The sequence below is a fragment of the Mycobacterium interjectum genome (assembly GCF_900078675.2).
GTDB lineage: Bacteria > Actinomycetota > Actinomycetes > Mycobacteriales > Mycobacteriaceae > Mycobacterium > Mycobacterium interjectum.
The window spans coordinates 508,599-526,777 of sequence record NZ_LT546236.1; the positions used below are offsets into that span (position 1 = coordinate 508,599).

19 protein-coding genes and 3 pseudogenes are annotated in these 18,179 nt (G+C 68.0%); 11 read left to right on the forward strand and 11 right to left on the reverse strand.

Annotated features, from left to right (window positions below):
- The first annotated feature begins 134 nt into the window (after positions 1-134).
- The 4 genes from BN4348_RS32295 (at position 135) to BN4348_RS32310 (ending at position 5,498) form a co-directional block, all read left to right on the forward strand.
- Entirely contained in the window at positions 135-1,646 is a 1,512-nt protein-coding gene (locus BN4348_RS32295) for a long-chain-fatty-acid--CoA ligase (protein ID WP_066908309.1), read from the forward strand.
- 2 nt (positions 1,647-1,648) lie between these two features.
- The gene (locus BN4348_RS32300) at positions 1,649-3,349 is read left to right on the forward strand and encodes a PHA/PHB synthase family protein (RefSeq protein ID WP_066908312.1); all 1,701 of its coding nucleotides are present in this window, start codon (positions 1,649-1,651) and stop codon (positions 3,347-3,349) included.
- Between the two features lie 77 nt (positions 3,350-3,426).
- Complete coding sequence (phaZ, locus tag BN4348_RS32305) at positions 3,427-4,239, forward strand: poly(3-hydroxyalkanoate) depolymerase (RefSeq protein ID WP_096866087.1); 813 nt, start codon at positions 3,427-3,429, stop codon at positions 4,237-4,239.
- 5 nt (positions 4,240-4,244) lie between these two features.
- The gene (locus tag BN4348_RS32310; protein ID WP_084453921.1) at positions 4,245-5,498 is read left to right on the forward strand and encodes an acyl-CoA dehydrogenase family protein; all 1,254 of its coding nucleotides are present in this window, start codon (positions 4,245-4,247) and stop codon (positions 5,496-5,498) included.
- A gap of 126 nt (positions 5,499-5,624) precedes the next feature.
- On the opposite strand, the gene BN4348_RS32315 is transcribed toward BN4348_RS32310, so the two are convergent.
- Positions 5,625-6,113, reverse strand: coding sequence for a YbaK/EbsC family protein (locus BN4348_RS32315; RefSeq protein WP_066908318.1), 489 nt, complete (start codon positions 6,111-6,113; stop codon positions 5,625-5,627).
- Between the two features lie 4 nt (positions 6,114-6,117).
- Positions 6,118-6,966, reverse strand: a complete 849-nt coding sequence (locus BN4348_RS32320; RefSeq protein ID WP_066908321.1) for an SDR family oxidoreductase — start codon at positions 6,964-6,966, stop codon at positions 6,118-6,120.
- Positions 6,967-7,220: 254 nt separating this feature from the next.
- Here BN4348_RS32320 and BN4348_RS32325 point away from each other — a divergent pair, with 254 nt between their 5' ends.
- Positions 7,221-7,871 (forward strand): sigma-70 family RNA polymerase sigma factor, encoded by a 651-nt coding sequence (locus BN4348_RS32325; protein WP_167670441.1) that lies wholly within the window; start codon positions 7,221-7,223, stop codon positions 7,869-7,871.
- The gene (gene rsrA / locus BN4348_RS32330; RefSeq protein WP_066908326.1) at positions 7,868-8,170 is read left to right on the forward strand and encodes a mycothiol system anti-sigma-R factor; all 303 of its coding nucleotides are present in this window, start codon (positions 7,868-7,870) and stop codon (positions 8,168-8,170) included. The genes BN4348_RS32325 and rsrA overlap by 4 nt, the downstream gene beginning before the upstream one ends.
- 18 nt (positions 8,171-8,188) lie before the next feature.
- Here rsrA and BN4348_RS62655 read toward each other — a convergent pair whose 3' ends face one another.
- Complete coding sequence (locus BN4348_RS62655) at positions 8,189-8,263, reverse strand: 50S ribosomal protein bL37 (RefSeq protein WP_142308634.1); 75 nt, start codon at positions 8,261-8,263, stop codon at positions 8,189-8,191.
- A gap of 181 nt (positions 8,264-8,444) precedes the next feature.
- On the opposite strand from BN4348_RS62655, the gene BN4348_RS32340 reads away from it, so the two are divergent.
- Positions 8,445-8,660: a biotin/lipoyl-binding carrier protein gene (locus BN4348_RS32340; RefSeq protein ID WP_066908359.1), complete on the forward strand. Its 216-nt coding sequence runs from the start codon at positions 8,445-8,447 to the stop codon at positions 8,658-8,660.
- A gap of 7 nt (positions 8,661-8,667) precedes the next feature.
- The gene (locus BN4348_RS32345; protein ID WP_066908329.1) at positions 8,668-10,170 is read left to right on the forward strand and encodes a sensor histidine kinase; all 1,503 of its coding nucleotides are present in this window, start codon (positions 8,668-8,670) and stop codon (positions 10,168-10,170) included.
- Between the two features lie 57 nt (positions 10,171-10,227).
- Here BN4348_RS32345 and whiB1 read toward each other — a convergent pair whose 3' ends face one another.
- A complete protein-coding gene (whiB1, locus tag BN4348_RS32350) occupies positions 10,228-10,482 on the reverse strand; it encodes a transcriptional regulator WhiB1 (RefSeq protein ID WP_023371700.1) in 255 nt (84 codons plus the stop codon).
- Positions 10,483-10,751: 269 nt separating this feature from the next.
- A complete protein-coding gene (locus tag BN4348_RS32355) occupies positions 10,752-11,717 on the reverse strand; it encodes a diacylglycerol/lipid kinase family protein (RefSeq protein WP_066908332.1) in 966 nt (321 codons plus the stop codon).
- 69 nt (positions 11,718-11,786) lie between these two features.
- Here BN4348_RS32355 and BN4348_RS32360 point away from each other — a divergent pair, with 69 nt between their 5' ends.
- Positions 11,787-12,245: a hypothetical protein gene (locus tag BN4348_RS32360; RefSeq protein ID WP_066908335.1), complete on the forward strand. Its 459-nt coding sequence runs from the start codon at positions 11,787-11,789 to the stop codon at positions 12,243-12,245.
- Here the strand turns inward: BN4348_RS32360 and BN4348_RS32365 are convergent.
- The 3 genes and pseudogenes from BN4348_RS32365 to BN4348_RS32370 all read right to left on the reverse strand — a co-directional run.
- Positions 12,197-12,679 carry a GNAT family N-acetyltransferase gene (locus BN4348_RS32365; protein WP_066908338.1) on the reverse strand — a complete coding sequence of 161 codons (483 nt, stop codon included), beginning with the start codon at positions 12,677-12,679 and terminating at the stop codon, positions 12,197-12,199. The two genes, BN4348_RS32360 and BN4348_RS32365, sit on opposite strands and share 49 nt — an antisense overlap.
- Positions 12,676-12,936: pseudogene (locus BN4348_RS61020) on the reverse strand (chorismate-binding protein); the annotation flags it as partial. The pseudogene BN4348_RS61020 and the gene BN4348_RS32365, both read right to left, overlap by 4 nt.
- A pseudogene (locus BN4348_RS32370) lies at positions 12,933-13,403 on the reverse strand (acid phosphatase); the annotation flags it as partial. The pseudogenes BN4348_RS32370 and BN4348_RS61020, both read right to left, overlap by 4 nt.
- Before the next feature lie 111 nt (positions 13,404-13,514).
- Here BN4348_RS32370 and BN4348_RS32375 point away from each other — a divergent pair.
- Positions 13,515-14,315, forward strand: a complete 801-nt coding sequence (locus BN4348_RS32375) for a ParA family protein (protein WP_066908362.1) — start codon at positions 13,515-13,517, stop codon at positions 14,313-14,315.
- A gap of 68 nt (positions 14,316-14,383) precedes the next feature.
- Here the strand turns inward: BN4348_RS32375 and BN4348_RS32380 are convergent, their stop codons facing one another.
- Together BN4348_RS32380 and BN4348_RS32385 are read right to left on the reverse strand one after the other, a co-directional pair.
- Positions 14,384-15,598 carry an Rv3212 family protein gene (locus BN4348_RS32380; RefSeq protein WP_066908341.1) on the reverse strand — a complete coding sequence of 405 codons (1,215 nt, stop codon included), beginning with the start codon at positions 15,596-15,598 and terminating at the stop codon, positions 14,384-14,386.
- A gap of 118 nt (positions 15,599-15,716) precedes the next feature.
- Positions 15,717-16,874: pseudogene (locus BN4348_RS32385) on the reverse strand (DEAD/DEAH box helicase); the annotation flags it as partial.
- Between the two features lie 253 nt (positions 16,875-17,127).
- Between BN4348_RS32385 and BN4348_RS32390 the strand changes: the two are divergent.
- Positions 17,128-17,847 carry a ferritin-like fold-containing protein gene (locus tag BN4348_RS32390; RefSeq protein WP_066908344.1) on the forward strand — a complete coding sequence of 240 codons (720 nt, stop codon included), beginning with the start codon at positions 17,128-17,130 and terminating at the stop codon, positions 17,845-17,847.
- Positions 17,848-17,859: 12 nt separating this feature from the next.
- Here the strand turns inward: BN4348_RS32390 and BN4348_RS32395 are convergent.
- Positions 17,860-18,179: MmpS family transport accessory protein (locus BN4348_RS32395; RefSeq protein ID WP_235852621.1), on the reverse strand; the 320-nt coding region annotated here is incomplete at its 5' end.

The window sequence follows — 18,179 nt, forward strand, 5'->3', positions numbered from 1 at the left end:
CCTATGCCCGCGCGCCACCCGATGTGACGGGTCACTGCGAACCGGCGTCAGTGTTGTTTCGGCAAACATTGTGGCGCGAAGCCGCCGAGGCGACCCTGGAAGTAGGCACTATAAGCACTTCCCGGAGGCACCTCATGACCGCCCTCAGCGCAAACCTTGTTGCATCGATGGACCGCCACCCCGACCGCGTCGCGCTGCGCTGCGACGACCTGCAATTCTCCTTCGCTGAGTTCCACGCCGCAGCTTCGCGCGTGGCGACGCTGCTTGAGCAAGCCGGAGTCGAGCCAGGCGACCGGGTGGGCATAATGCTGCCCAACACGCCCGCATTCGCCATTGCGTTTTACGGGATCATGTATCGCGGCGCCGTCGCGGTCCCGATGAACCCGTTGCTCAAGGCACGCGAGGTGAACTTCTACCTGTCCAACAGCGGCGCCAAAGCACTGTTCGGGACACCCGCCTTCGCCGACGAGGCCAGCGCCGGTGCCGACGAAGTGGGCGCACAATGCTGGATCGTCGACGACGCCGGGCTGATGGACCTGATCGCCGACCTGCCCGAGCAAGCGGCTCCCGTCGAGCGCGGCGCCGACGACGTCGCGGTCATCCTGCACACCTCCGGAACCACCGGCAAGCCCAAGGGCGCCATGCTCACGCACGGCAATCTGGGCCGCAACGCCGAGGTCGGCGTCGACACTCTCGTCGAAACAGGGCCGGACGACGTGGTGATGGGCTGCTTGCCGCTCTTTCACGTGTTCGGCCTGACCTGTGGCCTCAACGGAGCGGTGCTGGCCGGCGCGATGTTGACGCTCATCCCTCGGTTCGAGCCGCGCAAGGCAATCGAGGTGATCGAGCGCGACGGCGTCACGGTGTTTGAAGGCGTGCCCACGATGTATTCGGCGCTGCTGAGCGTGGCGGACGAGGCCGCCGCCGAGGCCGCGCGGACGTTGCGGGTCTGCGTGTCCGGCGGTGCGGCGATGCCGGTGCAGGTTCTTACCGACTTCGAAAAGGCCTTTGGCTGCACCGTTCTCGAGGGCTATGGGCTGTCCGAGAGCTCCCCGGCCGCGGCGTTCAACCATCCGCACCGGGAACGCAAGGTGGGCTCGATCGGTACCCCGATCGAAGGCGTGCAGATGCGCGTCGTCGACCTCGACGGCGCCGAGGTCCCCCAAGGGCATACCGGCGAGATCCAGATCCGCGGCCACAACGTGATGAAGGGCTACTGGAACCTGCCCGACGCAACCAAGGCCACCATCACAGCGGACGGTTGGCTGGCCACCGGTGACGTCGGAAGGGTCGACGAGGACGGCTACTTCTATATCGTCGACCGGACCAAGGATCTGATCATCCGCGGCGGCTACAACGTCTATCCCCGCGAGATCGAGGAAGTGCTCTACGAGCACCCCGCCGTCGCCGAAGCAGCGGTCATCGGCATCCCGCACGACTCGTTGGGTGAGGAGGTCGGCGCGGCTGTCGCGCTCAAGAAGGACGCGGAAGTGCACCCGGACGAGCTGCGCGAGTATGTCAAGGCCCGGGTGGCCGCCTACAAGTATCCGCGCCAGGTCTGGCTCGTCGAGGCCCTGCCCAAGGGCCCCACCGGCAAGGTTCTCAAGCGCGAAATCATCGTTCCGACGACGGAAAGCACACGATAGCCATGGCAACCCCGAAGGATCCCACGACCAAAGTCGACGAGCTGGCTGCGCCGCTCGACCTGCTTCTCACCAGCGCCACAAAGCCATTCGCCAGCCGGATGATGCCCAACGCCACCTGGGCCCGGTTCGCCGGCAACCTCGCTGCGCACCCTGGCGCGGTGGCCGACCGGGTTGGCGCGCTGACCCGTGAACTCGGCAGCATCGCCGCCGGCAAGTCGCACCGCGTTCCGGCACGCGCCGACAAGCGCTTCGCCGATCCTGCGTGGCAGGACAATCCGCTGCTGCACCGAATCATGCAGGGCTATCTGGCCGGCGCCGAGACCGCTGATGGCTTGCTCGCCGACGCCGACTTGGATTGGCGTGACAACGAGAAGATGCAGTTCGTCGTCGACAATTTTGTCGAGGGCCTGGCGCCCAGCAACAACCCGCTGATCAGTCCGCTCGGCTGGAAGGCGCTGATCGACACTGGGGGTCTGAGCGCGGTGCGCGGTGCCAAAGCCTTTGCCCGGGACATGCTTTCGAAACCGCGGGTGCCGGCGATGGTCGAGCCCGACGCCTACGCGGTCGGGGAGGACCTGGCCATCACCAAGGGCGCCGTCGTACTGCAAACCTCGGTGTTCGAATTGATTCAATACGCCCCGCAGACGCCCAAGGTGCGCGCAATCCCGTTGCTCATGGTGCCGCCGGTGATCAACAAGTTCTACATCATGGATATCGCGCCCGGGCGCAGCATGATCGAGTACTTCGTTCAGCAGGGCCAGCAGGTCTTCGTCATTTCGTGGCGCAATCCGCAAGCCCGCCACCGGGATTGGGGCTTCGACAGCTACGGCGCGGCGATAGTGGAGGCGATGGACGCGGTGGAGAAAATCACCGGGGCCGACAGCGCCCACCTGTTGGCGACCTGCTCGGGCGGCATCCTCGCTGCGATGACGGCGGCTCACTTGGCCGAAATCGGCGAGGGCAATCGGGTCGCGGGCCTGAACCTGGCGGTAACCGTGCTGGATGAAACCAGGGCCGGGTTCGCGGCGGCGGCCATGAGCGACCGGGCGGCGCAGGCGGCGATTCGAGTTTCGGCCAGGAAGGGCTACCTCGACGGGCGCGACATGGCGGAGATGTTCGCCTGGCTGCGTCCGACGGACCTGGTGTGGCGTTACGTGGTGAACAACTACGTGCAGGGCCGCAAGCCGGCGCCGTTCGACGTGTTGTTCTGGAACGCGGACACCACCCGGATGGCCGCCGCGCTGCACCGCGACCTGGTGCTGATGGGGCTGCGCAACGCGCTGGTCACCCGTGGCGGGGTGAGCATGCTGGGCAGCCCCGTCGACCTGGCCAAGATCAGCTCCGACGCCTACATCGTCGGCGGCGTCGCCGACCACATCTGCCCGTGGCAGGCGACCTATCGCAGCGCACGCCTGCTCGGCAGCAAGGACAACCGCTTCGTGTTGTCCACCAGCGGTCATATCGCGGCGCTGGTCAACCCGCCCGGCAACCCGAAGGCGTCTTTCCGCACCGGCCCAGTCGACGTCGAGGATCCCCAACAGTGGCTGGATGCCGCCGAGAAGCACGCGGATTCGTGGTGGCCGGACTATACGGCCTGGCTCGCCGAGCGCAGCGGCCCGGAGATCGACGCCCCGAAGATGCTTGGTGGGAAACAGCTTCCGCCACTGGGTCCCGCCCCGGGCAGTTACGTGATGGAAAAGTGACGAAATTGGAGTCCAAGGCTGCCGACCAGCGTCAGTCGACCAGGGAGCGGCGACGTCTTCGTGCGCTACCGGTGAGTCTGTTCGGCGAAGAGTGCTATATCGCCACCGGCGGGCAGCGGATCCGGGTGAACGTGCGGTGGGGAACCGGTGTGCCGCTGGTGCTGTGCAACGGCATCGGGGCAAGCCTGGAAGTGCTCGACCCTCTGGTTGAGCAGCTCGATCCGGATACCACGGTGGTCAGATTCGACGTGCCGGGAACCGGAGGATCGCCCACATCCCTTGTGCCCTACGGGTTCCCGTATCTTGCCTGGGTGCTGGGCCGCGTACTAACCGAGCTGGGAATCGGCGTGGTGGATGTGCTCGGTCTGTCCTGGGGTGGGGCGCTTGCGCAACAATTCGCCTTTCAGAACCCGCGCCGATGTCGGCGTCTCATTCTGGTGGCAACGGGCACCGGGGCGCTGATGGTGCCCGCCCATCCGCGGGTGCTGGCGAAAATGGCCACTCCGCGCAGGTTTTCGGACCCGGACTACGCCGCATCCATTGCCGGTGAACTCTACGGCGGCACCGTCCGGGCTCACGGTGAGGACGTCGCGCGACTGTTTTTGCACCAGCTGCATGCCGGGTCGAAGATCGGCTACCTCCACCAGCTGCTCGCGGGTGCGGTCTGGACCAGCCTGTTCGCGCTGCCCGCGGTGCGGCAGGAGACGTTGATCGTGGCGGGCACCGACGATCCGATCATCCCGGTTGTCAATGCGCGCATCCTGCACGCTTTGGCGCCGCACTCGCGTCTGCACCTGCATTCCGGCGGGCACATCGACCTGGTGCACAACGCGGCAGAACTCGCGCCCGTCATCGAGCAATTTTTGAGCGAACCGGGAGAACGACCATGACGACGATGTCAGAACAGTTCAGCTCGTTTGAGGCACGAGGCGCCAAGGACGCCGATCCGACGACAGCCTCGCTCGTCGAGGACATCGCCCGCGCCCGGGGGACGGACTACTTCCTGATGAAGGATCAGCTGACCGACCACGAGAAAGAGATCATGGCAAAGGTCCGGGCGTTCGGAGAGGCCGAAATCCTGCCGGTCGTCAACGACTACTGGGAACGCGCCGAATTCCCGTTCGAGCTGATTCCGAAACTCGCCGAGCTGAACGCCGTCGGCGACTACAACCTGGGGGACTGCGGGTGCACACCGATGACCGCGGTCGCCAACGGACTCGTCAACTACGAGCTGTCCCGCCTCGACGGCAGCATATCCACGTTCTTCGGCGTACATGTCGGGCTGGCGATGCAGTCGATCAACATTCTCGGTTCCGAGGAGCAGCGGCAGCGCTACCTACCGGCGATGGCACGCATGGAGAAAATCGGCGCGTTCGCGCTCAGCGAGCCCGACCATGGCTCCGACGCCGTCATCCTCGAGGCCACCGCCGAGCGGAATGGCGACGAGTGGGTGCTCAACGGCCGCAAGCGTTGGCCGGGCAACGCCGTGTGGTGCGACTTTATCGTCGTGTATGCCCGCGACACCGCGGACAACCAAGTCAAGGCTTTCGTCGTGGAGAGGGACAACCCCGGCTACGCGGCGACCAAGATCGGCGGCAAGATGTCGCTGCGGATCGTGCAAAACGCGGACATCACCCTCACCAATTGTCTTGTGTCCGAAGACGCCCGACTGCAGAACTGCAACAGCTTCAAAGACGTTGGCAAGGTGCTTGCCGGCACCCGCAATTTCGTCGCGTGGGCCGCAACCGGACACGCCGTCGCGGCCTACGAGATCGCGCTGACCTACGCCCTGCGGCGCAAGCAGTTCGGCAGGCCCATCGCCAGGACCCAGATGATCCAGTCGATGCTGGTGGAGATGCTCGCCGACCTCACCGCGATGCAGCTATACAGCATCCGCATGGGCCGGCTCATCGATGAAGGCAAGGTCGAGGAGACGATGGCCGCGCTGGCCAAGTACTACTGCACCGTCAAGGGCCGCAACGTATGTCGACTGGCGCGCGACGTGTTGGGCGGCAACGGCATCACGCTCGACTTCCATGTCATGCGTCACCTGTGCGACATGGAGGCCCTGGTCACTTACGAGGGAACCGCCGAGATCCAGTCCCTGATCGTCGGCAGGCACATCACCGGCCAGAGCGCGTTCGCCTGACCAGCCAAGAGGATTCCCGGCAGCAGTTGAGCGCCGGTTCGCGGGCAACGGCGCCATCGCGGCGCCGCTCGACGAGATTCCGTCAATTCCGGCTACGCCGCGAATTTCCGCCTGCCGCCTACGTGCTCAGACCTGGATGTCCGCGGTGACCGCACCCGTCAGCCGGATCAGATCCCGGGGTGACACCGCGACGTCCCAACCGCGCCGGCCCGCGCTGCAGTAGACCCGCTCGCGGGCGAGCGCGCCGGCGTCGACGACGGTGGGCAGCGACCGGCGCTGCCCGAACGGCGAAATGGCGCCGACTACGTAACCGGTGGCCCGCTCGGCGGCCGCCGGTTCGGCCATGGTTGCTTTGGCGACCCCGAGTGCGGCGGCGGCCGCCTTCAGCGACAGCCGGGCCGGCGCCGGCAGCACCGCGACCGCCAGCCCGTCGGGCACCGCGATGACCAGGGTCTTGTAGATCTGCTCCGGCGCCACGCCGCGCGCATCGGCCAGCGCGCGCACCGCCTCGAGCCCGAACGACGATTCGCGGGGATCGTGGGAGAACCTGACGACCTCGTGCGGCACGGCGGCCCGTAGCAGCGCCGCGATGCCCGGCGTGGCCGCGGCTACCACGCTCTTATGGCCCGGTGTATCCCGGCGGGTTGACGCCGTCCACCCAGAAGTCGACGCCGAGCTTCGAACCGGGAATGCAGTCGTACACCGACAGGTCGGTGACGCCGGACTCCACCAGCACGTCCTCGCACAGCAGCGTGTTGCCGGTGTACTCGCGGGCCGGCTTGTTGAGGATGACGTAGGCCGCGTCGGAATAGACCTCGGGCTTGCGGGCCCGGCCCATGGCCTCGTCGCCGCCGAGCAGGTTCTGCACCGCGGCCGTCGCCACCAAGGTGCGCGGCCACAACGTGTTCGACGCGATGCCCGCCTCGCGCATCTCCTCGGCAATTCCCAACGCGCACAACGTCATTCCAAACTTGGCCATCATGTAGGCGGTCGGCTTCAGCCACTGCTTGCCGAGCAGCACCGGCGGCGACAGCGTCAGGATGTGCGGGTTCTCCCGGCCCTTCAAATGGGGAATGCAGGCCTGCGACACCGCGTACGTGCCTCGCACCTGGATGCCGTTCATCAGGTCGAACCGCTTCATCGGCACCTCGGTGATCGAGCCCAGGTTGATCGCCGACGCGTTGTTGACGCAGATGTCGATGCCGCCGAATTGCTCGACGGTCTTGGCCACCGCGGACTCGACCGAGTCCGGGTCACGGACGTCCCCGACGATCGGCAGGGCCTGCCCGCCCGCCTCCTCGAGCTCCTTCGTGGCGGTGAACACCGTGCCCGGCAGCTTCGGATGCGGCTCGGCGGTCTTGGCGATCAGCGCGATGTTGGCGCCGTCCTGGGCGGCGCGTTTGGCGATCGCCAGGCCGATACCGCGGCTGGCACCGGAAATGAACATGGTCTTGCCATTCAGGGACATGGCGTCACATTAACGCCACACCCGAACCGGCCGGATTGGGCCCGGGAAATAGCCGGCCGCCCGCGGCTGTTAAAGAAGTCGGTTTCTGATGCAGATGCGGCGGGCTCCGGCAGACTAGGACAGACACTGTCGGGGGCAGCCTTTAGATTGGGAGGAGCAGTCTGGTGCCAACGGCGACGTGCCTGCTTGAGCGTCCGGCGGCGCTGCTGGTGCCGCCCGGCGACACCGCTGCAGAAGGGACCGTGTTAATCAAGATGGCCGATACCGACGGCGCAGGGGATTTAGAAGCTCCCGAAGCGGCACCGCCAACCGAAACCGACGAGGAACTCACCGCGCGTTTCGAGCGCGACGCGATTCCCCTGCTCGACCAGCTGTACGGCGGCGCGCTCCGCATGACGCGCAACCCCGCCGACGCGGAGGACCTGCTGCAGGAGACCATGGTGAAGGCCTACGCGGGATTCCGCTCGTTTCGGGCCGGCACCAACCTCAAGGCGTGGCTGTACCGGATCCTGACGAACACGTACATCAACAGCTACCGCAAGAGGCAGCGGCAACCGGCCGAATATCCGACCGAGGAGATCACCGACTGGCAGCTGGCATCCAACGCCGAGCACTCCTCGACGGGCTTGCGTTCGGCGGAGGTCGAGGCGCTGGAGTCGCTGCCCGACAACGAGATCAAAGAGGCGCTGCAGGCGTTGCCGGAGGAGTTCCGGATGGCCGTCTACTACGCCGACGTCGAGGGATTTCCGTACAAAGAAATCGCCGAGATCATGGATACGCCGATCGGGACGGTAATGTCACGGCTGCACCGCGGCAGACGTCAACTGCGGGGCCTTCTGGCCGACGTGGCCAAGGAGCGTGGTTTCAACCGCGGCCAGCAGGCGCACGAGGAGGTGTCGTCATGAGCGAGTTCGCCGGTCCCACCGACCCGCGCGCCGACGACAGCCACTCCCACGGCCTCGGCTGCGCCGAGGTGATCGCCGAGGTGTGGACCCTGCTCGACGGTGAGTGCACCCCCGAGGCCAAGGAGCGGTTGCGTCAGCATCTCGAGGCGTGCCCCGGCTGCTTCCAGCACTACGGGATCGAGGAGCGGCTCAAGGCTCTGATCGCAACGAAATGCACAGGCGACAAGGCCCCCGAGGGCCTGAAGGAACGCCTCCGGCTGGAGATCCGCCGGACCACCATCATCCGCGGAGGCGAGTAGCGCCTACCCGGAATCGGCCTAGGAATTGGGCCGCTTGCCGTGGTTGGCCTTGTTGTACTTGCGGTCGCGCTTCTTCCGGCCACGCTTGGCCATCGTCATCCTCCGTGATTTCTTCGTCAAGAGAGGGCGCCGCGCGCCCGTTAGCTTGTCTCACAGTGTCTCACGGCCGGCCGCATGCGGTGTAACGCCCCGCGTCCCGCGGTCGGAACCGGTCCTATGGTTCGATATACATGACCTTGATGCGACAACCAGCATGCGGACGAGTGGGGTGAAGATGGCGGAGGATGTTCGCGCCGAGATCGTGGCCAGCGTGCTCGAGGTTGTTGTCAACGAGGGTGACCAGATCGGTAAGGGCGACATCGTGGTGCTGCTGGAGTCGATGAAGATGGAGATCCCCGTCCTCGCCGAGGTCGACGGCACGGTCAGCAAAGTGAGTGTGGCGGTGGGCGATGTCATCCAGGCGGGTGACCTCATCGCCGTGATCAGCTAAGGATTGGATGTCCACTCTCGGTGACCTGCTTGCCGAGCACACGATGCTGCCGGGCAACGCGGTGGACCACCTGCACGCCGTGGTGGGGGAGTGGCAGCTGCTGGCCGACCTGTCCTTCGCCGACTACCTGATGTGGGTTCGCCGCGACGACGGCGTGCTGGTGTGCGTGGCGCAGTGCCGCCCGAACACCGCGCCCACGGTGCTGCAGACCGATGCGGTGGGGACCGTCGTCGCCGCCGACCGGCTGCCGCTCGTCGACGAGACGTTCCAGCCCGGTGCCGCCCCGCGGGAAAGCGATGCGGGCCAACAACATTCGTGGCAGCTGCCCGGCCAACACGTCGAGTCGTCCCCGGTGCGCTATGGCGGCCACGTGGTGGCGGTGGTGACGCGGCATCAGACCGCGGAAGCGGCCGACCGGACCCCCGGCCAGCTCGAGACCGCGTACCGCGACTGCGCCACCGATCTGGTGCACATGCTCGCGGAGGGCACCTTCCCCGACGTCGGGGACGTCGTGATGTCGCGCTCCACCCCACGGGCGGGCGACGGCTTCATCCGCCTCGACGTCGACGGCGTCGTCGCCTACGCCAGCCCCAACGCGTTGTCGGCCTACCACCGGATGGGCCTGACGTCGGAGCTGGAGGGACACCATCTGGTCGACGTGACGCGGCCGCTGATCTCCGATCCGTTCGAGGCGCAGGAAGTGGCCGAGCACGTGCGGGACCTGCTGGCGGGCGGCCGGAGCATGCGCATGGAGGTCGACGCCGGCGGCGCCACGGTGTTGCTGCGAACGCTGCCGCTGGTGGTGCACGGCGCCAGCGCCGGGGCGGCGGTGCTGATCCGCGACATCACCGAGGTCAAGCGCCGCGACCGCGCCCTGATCTCCAAGGACGCCACCATCCGCGAAATCCACCACCGGGTGAAAAACAACCTGCAAACGGTGGCGGCGCTGCTGCGCCTGCAGGCGCGGCGCACCGCCAACGCCGAAGGGCGGGAAGCGCTGATCGAGTCGGTGCGCCGCGTGTCGTCGATCGCCCTGGTGCACGACGCGCTGTCCATGTCGGTGGACGAGCAGGTGAACCTCGACGAGGTCATCGACCGGATCCTGCCGATCATGAACGACGTCGCCTCGGTGGACCGGCCGATCCGGATCAACCGGGTCGGCGACCTCGGCGTGCTGGACTCCGACCGCGCGACGGCCCTGATCATGGTGATCACCGAGCTCGTCCAGAACGCGATCGAGCACGCTTTCGATCCGGCGGCCCAGGAAGGCTCGGTGACCATTCGCGCCGAGCGCTCGGCCCGCTGGCTCGACGTCGTCGTGCACGACGACGGGCGCGGACTGCCGGACGGATTCAGCCTGGAGACCTCCGACAGCCTCGGCCTGCAGATCGTGCGGACCCTGGTGTCGGCGGAACTGGACGGCACGCTGGGGATGCGGCACGCCGCCGCCCGCGGCACCGACGTGGTGCTGCGGGTGCCGATCGGCCGCCGGACCCGGCTGCTGTTGTAGCCCACGCAACAGTGCGGCCCCGACGATGGTCGGGGCCGCACTGTTAGCGATCTGGGGTCAGACTCCGCTGCGGGCCTTCGTCCGGGCGTTGCGACGCTTGAGAGCGCGCCGTTCGTCTTCGCTCATGCCCCCCCAGACGCCCGAGTCCTGGCCGGTGTTCAGCGCCCAGGAAAGACATTCCGTGGTCACCGGGCACCGATTGCAGACCAGTTTCGCGTCAGCGATCTGCGCGAGCGCCGGGCCGCTGTTCCCAACCGGGAAGAACAGCTCCGGGTCCTCGTCGCGACAGACCGCCTTGTGGCGCCAATCCATAAGTTATTACTCCTCACTGAGTGCGCAGCAAGGCGCACGGCCGTTTTTCTTCGCTGTTAACGCGTGCACAAGAAAAGGGGCCGCACCCCTCCATAAATTTCTGCATGCAACCTTTCGATCGTTTCACAGGCTCAACAGATGTCAATAGTGTGAGTAAGCTCGTGGGCTATCTCACTTCAATGATTTCTTAGTCAGGCCCTTACACCGTTGTACTACACTGACGGGCCGTTTCTCGCGAACGATTTTCCGGGCCGATTCGTTTTCCCAGCTCAACGGTAGTTTTTGCCCGGGGGCGCGACGACCGCCAGCGCATCGGGAACCGACCTGAACGTCATCGATTCGCGCAGGCCGAGGTAATCGCCGTCGAACTGGCTGGCCACCGGGGCCCCGGTGGCGGTCACCCGCACGCACGGGGCGTCGTCGTCGCGGATCAGCTGTTTGGGGTTGCCCTTGGGCCCCTTGCCCAGGAGCTGGCCGACCAGTCTCAGCGTGGGCAGCACTTTCATCTCGGTGAGCGCGAACACACCGAGGCCCGACTCGAAGCTGCAGTCGGGGTTGGTCACCAGCGGCCGGCTGTTGCTATAGGTCCACGGGCTGGTGTTGGAGACCCAGGCGAAGTGCACGCCGGGGATGGGATCGCGACCGGCCAGTTCGACGGTCAGGGTGGGTTCGCGGCGCCTGAAACCCACCGTGACGGGTATCGCCACGCGCCAATACCGCAACGCGTTGACCGTGACGCCCTTGTTGCGCTGGGCTTCGACCGCGGCGACCACCTCGGCATCGACGCCCATCCCGGCGTTGATCACGGCCCACCGCTCACCGCAGTCGATCAGGCTGATGCGGCGCCACGCCGGGTGGCGGCGGTAGTCGTCGAGCAGCTGGATGAGCTGGTTGGTGGCGGCGACCGGATCCGGCGAAATGCCCAGCGACCGCGCCAGCACGTTCGCCGACCCCCCGGGGACCACCGCGAGCGCGGGCACCGGTCGCGTCGGCGCCGCCCCGGGGCGGCCCAGCATCCCGTTCACCACCCCGCTGACCGTGCCGTCACCACCGTGCACGACGACCAGGTCGACCCCGTCGTCAACGGCCCGCTGGGCGAGTTCGGCCCCGTGCCCGCGATGGGTGGTGTGTTCGACGTTGAGTTGCAGGCGGCTTTTGAGCGCGTGGGCAAGCAGGTCGCGACCGGCTGGAGTGGTGGAAGTGGCTGTTGGGTTCACGATCAGCACGGCGCGCATGATGCACGAGCTTATGCGGGGCGGTTAAGGCCCCGCTTTGGGGCAAGCGCGCCTGACTACGCTGGCGTTGTGAATCCCGCCCCCGCCCCGTCGGTCGTGCGCGGCGCCGGGCTCCTCGTGGCCGCGCAGGGCCTGGCCGCCCTGGTCGTGGCCGCGGCGCTGGTGGTCCGGGGCATCGCCGGCGCCGACCAGCGGGTGGTCAACGGCTCCCCCGCAAGCGGGTGGTACCCCCAGGGCACGGCGCTGTGGTTCGTTCTGGTCGGTGGCGTGGTGCTCGCCGCCGGGCGCGCGCTGGTGATCGGCAGGCGCTGGGGCCGCGGCCTGGGGGTGTTCACCCAGTTGCTGCTGCTCCCGGTGGCGTGGTATCTCGCGGTCGGATCGCACCGGCCGGCCTTCGGCATCCCGCTGGGCGCGGTGGCGGCCACGGTGCTGGTCTTGCTGTTCACCCCGGCGGCCGTGCGCTGGGCCGCCGGCCGCGATCAGGGCGGTCCGGCCAGTTCGGCCAACGGCGGGCCGGACAGCCGATAGGTGGTCCACTCGCGCTGCGGCGCGGCGCCGACACCGTCGTACAGCGCGATCGCGTCGACGTTCCAGTTCAGCACCGCCCACGACAACCGCGTGTAGCCGTTGTCGAGGCATTCGGCGGCCAGCGCCGCCAGCAGGGCACGGGCCAGGCCGCGGCGGCGAAAACCCGGTCGCACGAACAGGTCTTCGAGGTAGATGCCGGCGACACCGTCCCAGGTGGAGAAGTTGACGAACCACAGCGCCATGGCCGCGATCTCGCCGTCGACTTCGGCGACGTGTCCGTGCACGGCCGGTGAATCACCGAAAAGCGCTGCGGAAATTTGTGTTTCGGTGACGGTGCATTGCTCCGCGGCGCGTTCGAATTCGGCCAGGGCGTGGATCATGCCAGTGATAGCGGCGGCGTCGGCCGGTATGGCGCGGCGGATGTTTTGCGTCATTGCTCCACCTCCAGCGCGTTCAGGATGGTGGCGAATTTCGTTGTGGTTTCCGCGACTTCGGCGTCGGGGTCGGATTCGGCGACAATGCCCCCGCCGGCGCGCGCCAGGGCGGTGCGGCGGTCCGCCGAGAGCTGCGCACACCGGATGGACACCACCCAGTGGCCGTCGCCGCCGGCGTCGCACCAGCCCACCGCGCCGGCGTAGAAACCGCGGTCGCCCTCCAGCTCGGCGATGAGCTCGGTGGCCGCCTTGNGCGCGTGATCACCGAGCGCGAGAAATGGCTGTGGCCCACGAAAACCACGTCGCGCGAGGTCATCTGCCCAAGCGCCAGCGCGACGGCCGCATCGGCGCGGTCGCTGACCTGTTGCACGCTCTCGCCGCCGGGGCATCCGTGCGTCCACACCAGCCAGTCGGGGTCGAATTCCCGGATCTGCGGGGTCGTCAGCCCCTCGTAGGAACCGTAATCCCATTCGGCGAGCAGCCCAGACACCTCGTCGATGGCCAGCCCGGCCAGCTTGGCCGTGGTCAGGGCCCGGATGCGTGGGCTGCTGATCACCAGCGGGTCGGCGAGGTTCAGTTCTCGCAGGACGCGGCCGGCGAGCTCGGCCTGGACCCGGCCGTGATCGGTGAGCTCGAGATCCGTACGACCCGTGTGCTGGCCGGACTTGGACCACGGCGTCTCGCCGTGGCGCAGCAGGACCAGCCGGTGGTTGTAGACGCCCATGCCGACCGATTCTGCCGGACGCCCATGCCGGACGCGTCGCCCGAAGCGCTCGGCGTTCGAACATGCCAGGATGGGCACTGTGACCGCGGCAACAAGGAGGGGCGGGCGCTTGTGAGTAAGACCCGGATACTGGCGGTGGCCAATCAGAAGGGCGGCGTGGCCAAGACGACGACGGTCGCCTCGCTGGGCGCGGCGATGGCGGACGCGGGCAAGCGCGTGCTGCTCGTCGACCTCGATCCGCAGGGTTGTTTGACCTTCTCGCTCGGCCAGGACCCCGACAAGCTGCCGGTGTCGGTGCACGAGGTCCTGCTCGGTGAGGTCGAGCCGAACGCCGCCCTGGTCACCACGATGGAGGGAATGACGCTGCTGCCGGCCAACATTGACCTCGCGGGCGCCGAGGCGATGCTGCTGATGCGGGCCGGCCGCGAATACGCCCTGAAGCGAGCGCTGGCCAAGCTCGCCGAGCAGTTCGACGTGGTCGTCATCGACTGCCCGCCGTCGCTGGGCGTGCTCACCCTCAACGGGCTGACCGCCGCCGACGAGGTCATCGTGCCGCTGCAGTGCGAGACGCTGGCGCACCGCGGCGTCGGCCAGTTCCTGCGCACGGTCGCCGACGTCCAGCAGATCACCAACCCGGAGCTGCGGCTGCTGGGCGCCCTGCCGACGCTGTACGACGCCCGCACCACCCACACCCGCGACGTGTTGCTCGACGTCGCCGACCGCTACGAAATGCCGGTGCTCGCCCCGCCGATCCCGCGCACGGTGCGCTTCGCCGAGGCCAGCGCCTCGGGTTCGTCGGTGATGGCCGGGCGCAAGAACAAAGGCGCCGCCGCCTACGGCGAGCTGGCCAAGGCGTTGCTCAAGCACTGGAAGACCGGCAAACCGTTGCCGACCTTCGCCGTCGAGGTCTAGCGATTGAGTGTGCGCTGACGGCGCGATCTTTCGCGTCGCCACCGTGGATGCACACGGCCCGACGCGGGTCAGCCCAACGCCACGACGGTGTCACCGCGCTGCTCGAACACCCGCGATCCCGAAACCGCCGGGACCACGGTCGCATCGCCGGGCGCCCGGTCCACCGGGATGTAGCGTTCGTTCGCGCCGCTGAGCGGGTCGTAGACCCCGATCGCGCCGGTGACCGGCACCAGCAGCCGGCCGGCCATCATCACGCCCGGCCCCAGCGGCGCAATCGTGTCGCCCTTGGCGATCGTGTAGCGCAGGGTCATGTTCGTCGCGTCGAAGACCATCAGGGAATCGCCGGTCCACCACGTCACCATGTTGCCCGTCTGCGACACCGCCGCCGAGCTCGACGGCGGCCTGGGCAGCAGCGTGCTCGCCACGGTGGTGCCGGTGTCGTCGACCACCTCGACCCTGGGCTGCGGTGACGGCAGGTACACCGCCGTGGTGTTCTCCCAGACGGCGAGCACCCGGGCCCCCGAATCGGCCGCGATCCCGGGTTCGGCGACGACGTGTTGCTGAGGTTCGTCGTCTTCCTTGCCGGGGCGCAGCAGGACCAGCCGCAGGTCGGCCTGCCGGGCGCAGCTCTCCAGCACCGAAACCGCCGACGAGCTGGCCGCCGCCGAGAGCAGCCGGCAGCCCGAGTGCGGCCCCCGCGCCGAGGGCTTCACCCGGGCGTCGGTCTCGCCGTAGGCCAGCATCCGGACCATGTCCGAGCGCCACAGCTCGAGCCGCGTGTCGCCCGCCGACAACACCGTGGTGCCGTCGGAGGAAAGTCGCACGCTGGGGTCGGCGTAGCCGCTGCGGGTGGCCCCGCGCCGGCCCGTGGACCCGTCGAGCGTGCTGACCTGCCCGCAGCCGCGGTCGTCCCTGAAGACGGCGACGGCGTAGTGGTAGACCCAGGACACCCCGCACAGCTTGCTGTCGCGGGCGTAGCTCCAGAGGGACTTACCCGTGCCGGGGTCACGCCCGTCGACCCGGCGGCCGTCCCCCGTGGCGACGGTCCCGCTGACCACCACGGGCGCGGTGGTGCCGGGGCTTCGTGCGGTCCACAGTTGCTTCAGGGTGGCCGGGACCTCCCGCGCGGGGGTCGGGGCCGGCGCCGGAATCGCGGCAGGGCGGCTGATGGTGGCCCGCGCGTCGCTGGTCCACCAGATCAACGCCGCCCCCAGCGCGATGACGACCGCGATCGCCGCGGCGGCCGAGATGTCGCCCTTGGTCCGGCGTTCCGGTTTGACCATGCGGCGGCGCGGGCCTCAGTTCGTGGTGGCCGCGGTCGTCTGCGAGGCCGGATTGCGGCGCCGGCGGCGGCGCCGGGGGGCCCCGGCGTTACTCGCGGGTGCACCGGAGGCCGTCNTCGGGGGATTCCAGGCCCAGGGCCTTGTCGATCATCGTCCAGCGGGGCAGCTCGTCCCAGTCCACCAGGGTGACGGCGATGCCGGTCTTGCCCGCGCGGCCGGTGCGGCCGATCCGGTGCACGTAGGCCTGCTCGTCCTCGGGAATCTGGTAGTTGATGACGTGGGTGATGTCATCGATGTCGATGCCGCGGGCGGCCACGTCGGTGGCGACCAGCACGTCGACGTCGCCCGCCCGAAACGCCTTCAGTGCCTTCTCGCGGGCGATCTGACCCAGGTCGCCGTGCACGGCTCCGACCTTGAAGCCCCGCTCGGCAAGTTCGTCGGCGACCTTCTGCGCGGTGCGCTTGGTGCGGGTGAAGATCATCGTCGCGCCGCGGCCCTCGGCCTGCAGCACGCGGCTCACCAGCTCCACCTTGTCCAGCGCGTGCGCGCGGTAGACGAACTGTTCGGTGGTGTCGTGCGTGGCGGCCGAGTGCGGCGCTTCCGCGCGGATGTGGGTGGGCTGGTTCATGAAGGTGCGGGCCAGCGTGATGATCGGGTCCGGCATGGTCGCCGAGAACAGCATCGACTGCCGTTCGGCGGGGATCTGACGCAGGATTCGCTCGATGTCGGGCAGGAAGCCCAGGTCGAGCATCTCGTCGGCCTCGTCGAGCACCAGCGCCGACAGCCCACCGAGCTGCAGGTGCCCCTGCTGGCACAGGTCGAGCAGCCGGCCGGGGGTGCCCACCACGACGTCGGCGCCGGCGCGCAGCGCATCGATCTGCGGCTCGTAGGCGCGTCCGCCGTAGATGGAGACCACCGACAGCGCGCGGCCGTCCTCGGCGGTCAGGTATTTGGCGGCCGCGGCCAGGTCGTCGGTGACCTGCAGGCACAGCTCGCGGGTGGGCACCACGACCAGCGCCCGCGGGGCGCCGGTGAGCGGCCTGTGCGCGGCGCCGTCGGTGATGCGCTGCAGCAGCGGCACCCCGAAGGCCAGGGTCTTGCCCATGCCGGTGCGGGCCTGGCCGATCACGTCGTCGCCGGCCAGCGCCATGGGCAGGGTCAGTTCTTGGATGGCAAAGGGGCTTTCGATCCCCTTTTCGGCCAGTGCGCGGACGATTTCGTCGCGAACGCCAAGTTTGGCAAAAGTGAGTTCAGTTGTGCTGTCGAGTGCGGTCATACGTTGGGGACAAGCCTTTCGGTGACGGTATCGGTGCTGTCGGTGTTTCTCTGTCGCGGTCACGCGCGCACGAGTTCCGACTCCGAATACGTCGCCGAGTCGCGGCCCTGTGGCAGTCTGGGCCAGCTGTGCACGCACATTTCGCCGGCACTGGCGGATCGAGATTGAAGAATTCGGCCAATACCTGTGTCCATGATAGCTGGTCGAAAGCTGGCACCCATTTTGTCCTAATCCCGCCGACTACAGTGTTGCCATGACCCCGCCCCTATCCGGGCCCTCCGGAGCCGATCTGGAAGCCGGCCAGGTGGACGATCCGCCCGCTTCTCGGCTGTCGGCAGATCACCCGGGCGTCAACGAGTTGTTCGCCGTGTTGGCCTACGGCGAGGTCGCCGCGTTCTACCGGCTCACCGACGAGGCGCGGATGGCGCCCGATCTGCGCGGACGGATCTCGATGGCGAGCATGGCCGCCGCCGAGATGCAGCACTATGAGCTGCTGCACGACGCGCTGGAAAGCCGCGGCGTCGACGTGGTGTCGGCGATGTCGAAGTACGTCTCGGCGCTGGAGAACTACCACCGGCTGACGATGCCGAGCACGTGGTTGGAGGCCCTGGTCAAGACCTACGTGGGTGACGCGCTGGCCGCCGACCTCTATCTCGAGATCGCCGACGGGCTGCCCGACGAGGTCGCCGACATCGTTCGCGCGGCGCTGGCGGAGACCGGGCACTCGCAGTTCGTGGTCGCCGAGGTGCGCGCCGCGGTGACCACCAGCGGCAAACAGCGCAGCCGGTTGGCGCTGTGGTCGCGTCGCCTGTTCGGCGAGGCGATCACCCAGGCGCAGTACGTGCTGGCCGAGCACGACGAGCTGGTCGACCTGGTGGTATCCGGCCCCGGGGGGTTGGGCCAGCTCACCGCGTTCTTCGACCGGCTGCAGCAGACGCACGACCGGCGGATGCGCGAACTCGGTCTGAGCTGATCCGGGACCGCCTCAGCGGGTGCAGGTCGCCACGACCCCGTTGTTGGCCGACACCACCACCGGTTGGCCGGCGGCATTGATGACCGAGCAATTGAGCTGGCCGTAGAAGCTGGTCGCGACCACCGACACCGTCGCCACGCCCGGATTCAGGACGATCACCTTCGACCATGGCAGCGACACGTTGAACTCGGAATGCGGGTAGCCCCGGGCGTCGGTGTAGACGACGTTGACCAGGTCCAGCAGCTGTTTCGTCCCGGTAACGCTGTAGACGACCGTGCGCGGGTTCAGCGCGACCGGGGGCGGGGCGCCCGGCGGCGGCGGCGCGGCGGTCG

Bases quoted from the DNA above. Each gene is read 5' to 3' on its own strand.
- BN4348_RS32295 (WP_066908309.1), top strand. From the start codon at position 135: ATGACCGCCCTCAGCGCAAACCTTGTTGCATCGATGGACCGCCACCCC.
- BN4348_RS32300 (WP_066908312.1), top strand. From the start codon at position 1,649: ATGGCAACCCCGAAGGATCCCACGACCAAAGTCGACGAGCTGGCTGCG.
- BN4348_RS32310 (WP_084453921.1), top strand. From the start codon at position 4,245: ATGTCAGAACAGTTCAGCTCGTTTGAGGCACGAGGCGCCAAGGACGCC.
- BN4348_RS32320 (WP_066908321.1), bottom strand. From the start codon at position 6,966: ATGTCCCTGAATGGCAAGACCATGTTCATTTCCGGTGCCAGCCGCGGT.
- BN4348_RS32325 (WP_167670441.1), top strand. From the start codon at position 7,221: ATGGCCGATACCGACGGCGCAGGGGATTTAGAAGCTCCCGAAGCGGCA.
- rsrA (WP_066908326.1), top strand. From the start codon at position 7,868: ATGAGCGAGTTCGCCGGTCCCACCGACCCGCGCGCCGACGACAGCCAC.
- BN4348_RS32340 (WP_066908359.1), top strand. From the start codon at position 8,445: ATGGCGGAGGATGTTCGCGCCGAGATCGTGGCCAGCGTGCTCGAGGTT.
- BN4348_RS32345 (WP_066908329.1), top strand. From the start codon at position 8,668: ATGTCCACTCTCGGTGACCTGCTTGCCGAGCACACGATGCTGCCGGGC.
- whiB1 (WP_023371700.1), bottom strand. From the start codon at position 10,482: ATGGATTGGCGCCACAAGGCGGTCTGTCGCGACGAGGACCCGGAGCTG.
- BN4348_RS32355 (WP_066908332.1), bottom strand. From the start codon at position 11,717: ATGCGCGCCGTGCTGATCGTGAACCCAACAGCCACTTCCACCACTCCA.
- BN4348_RS32365 (WP_066908338.1), bottom strand. From the start codon at position 12,679: ATGACGCAAAACATCCGCCGCGCCATACCGGCCGACGCCGCCGCTATC.
- BN4348_RS32380 (WP_066908341.1), bottom strand. From the start codon at position 15,598: ATGGTCAAACCGGAACGCCGGACCAAGGGCGACATCTCGGCCGCCGCG.
- BN4348_RS32390 (WP_066908344.1), top strand. From the start codon at position 17,128: ATGACCCCGCCCCTATCCGGGCCCTCCGGAGCCGATCTGGAAGCCGGC.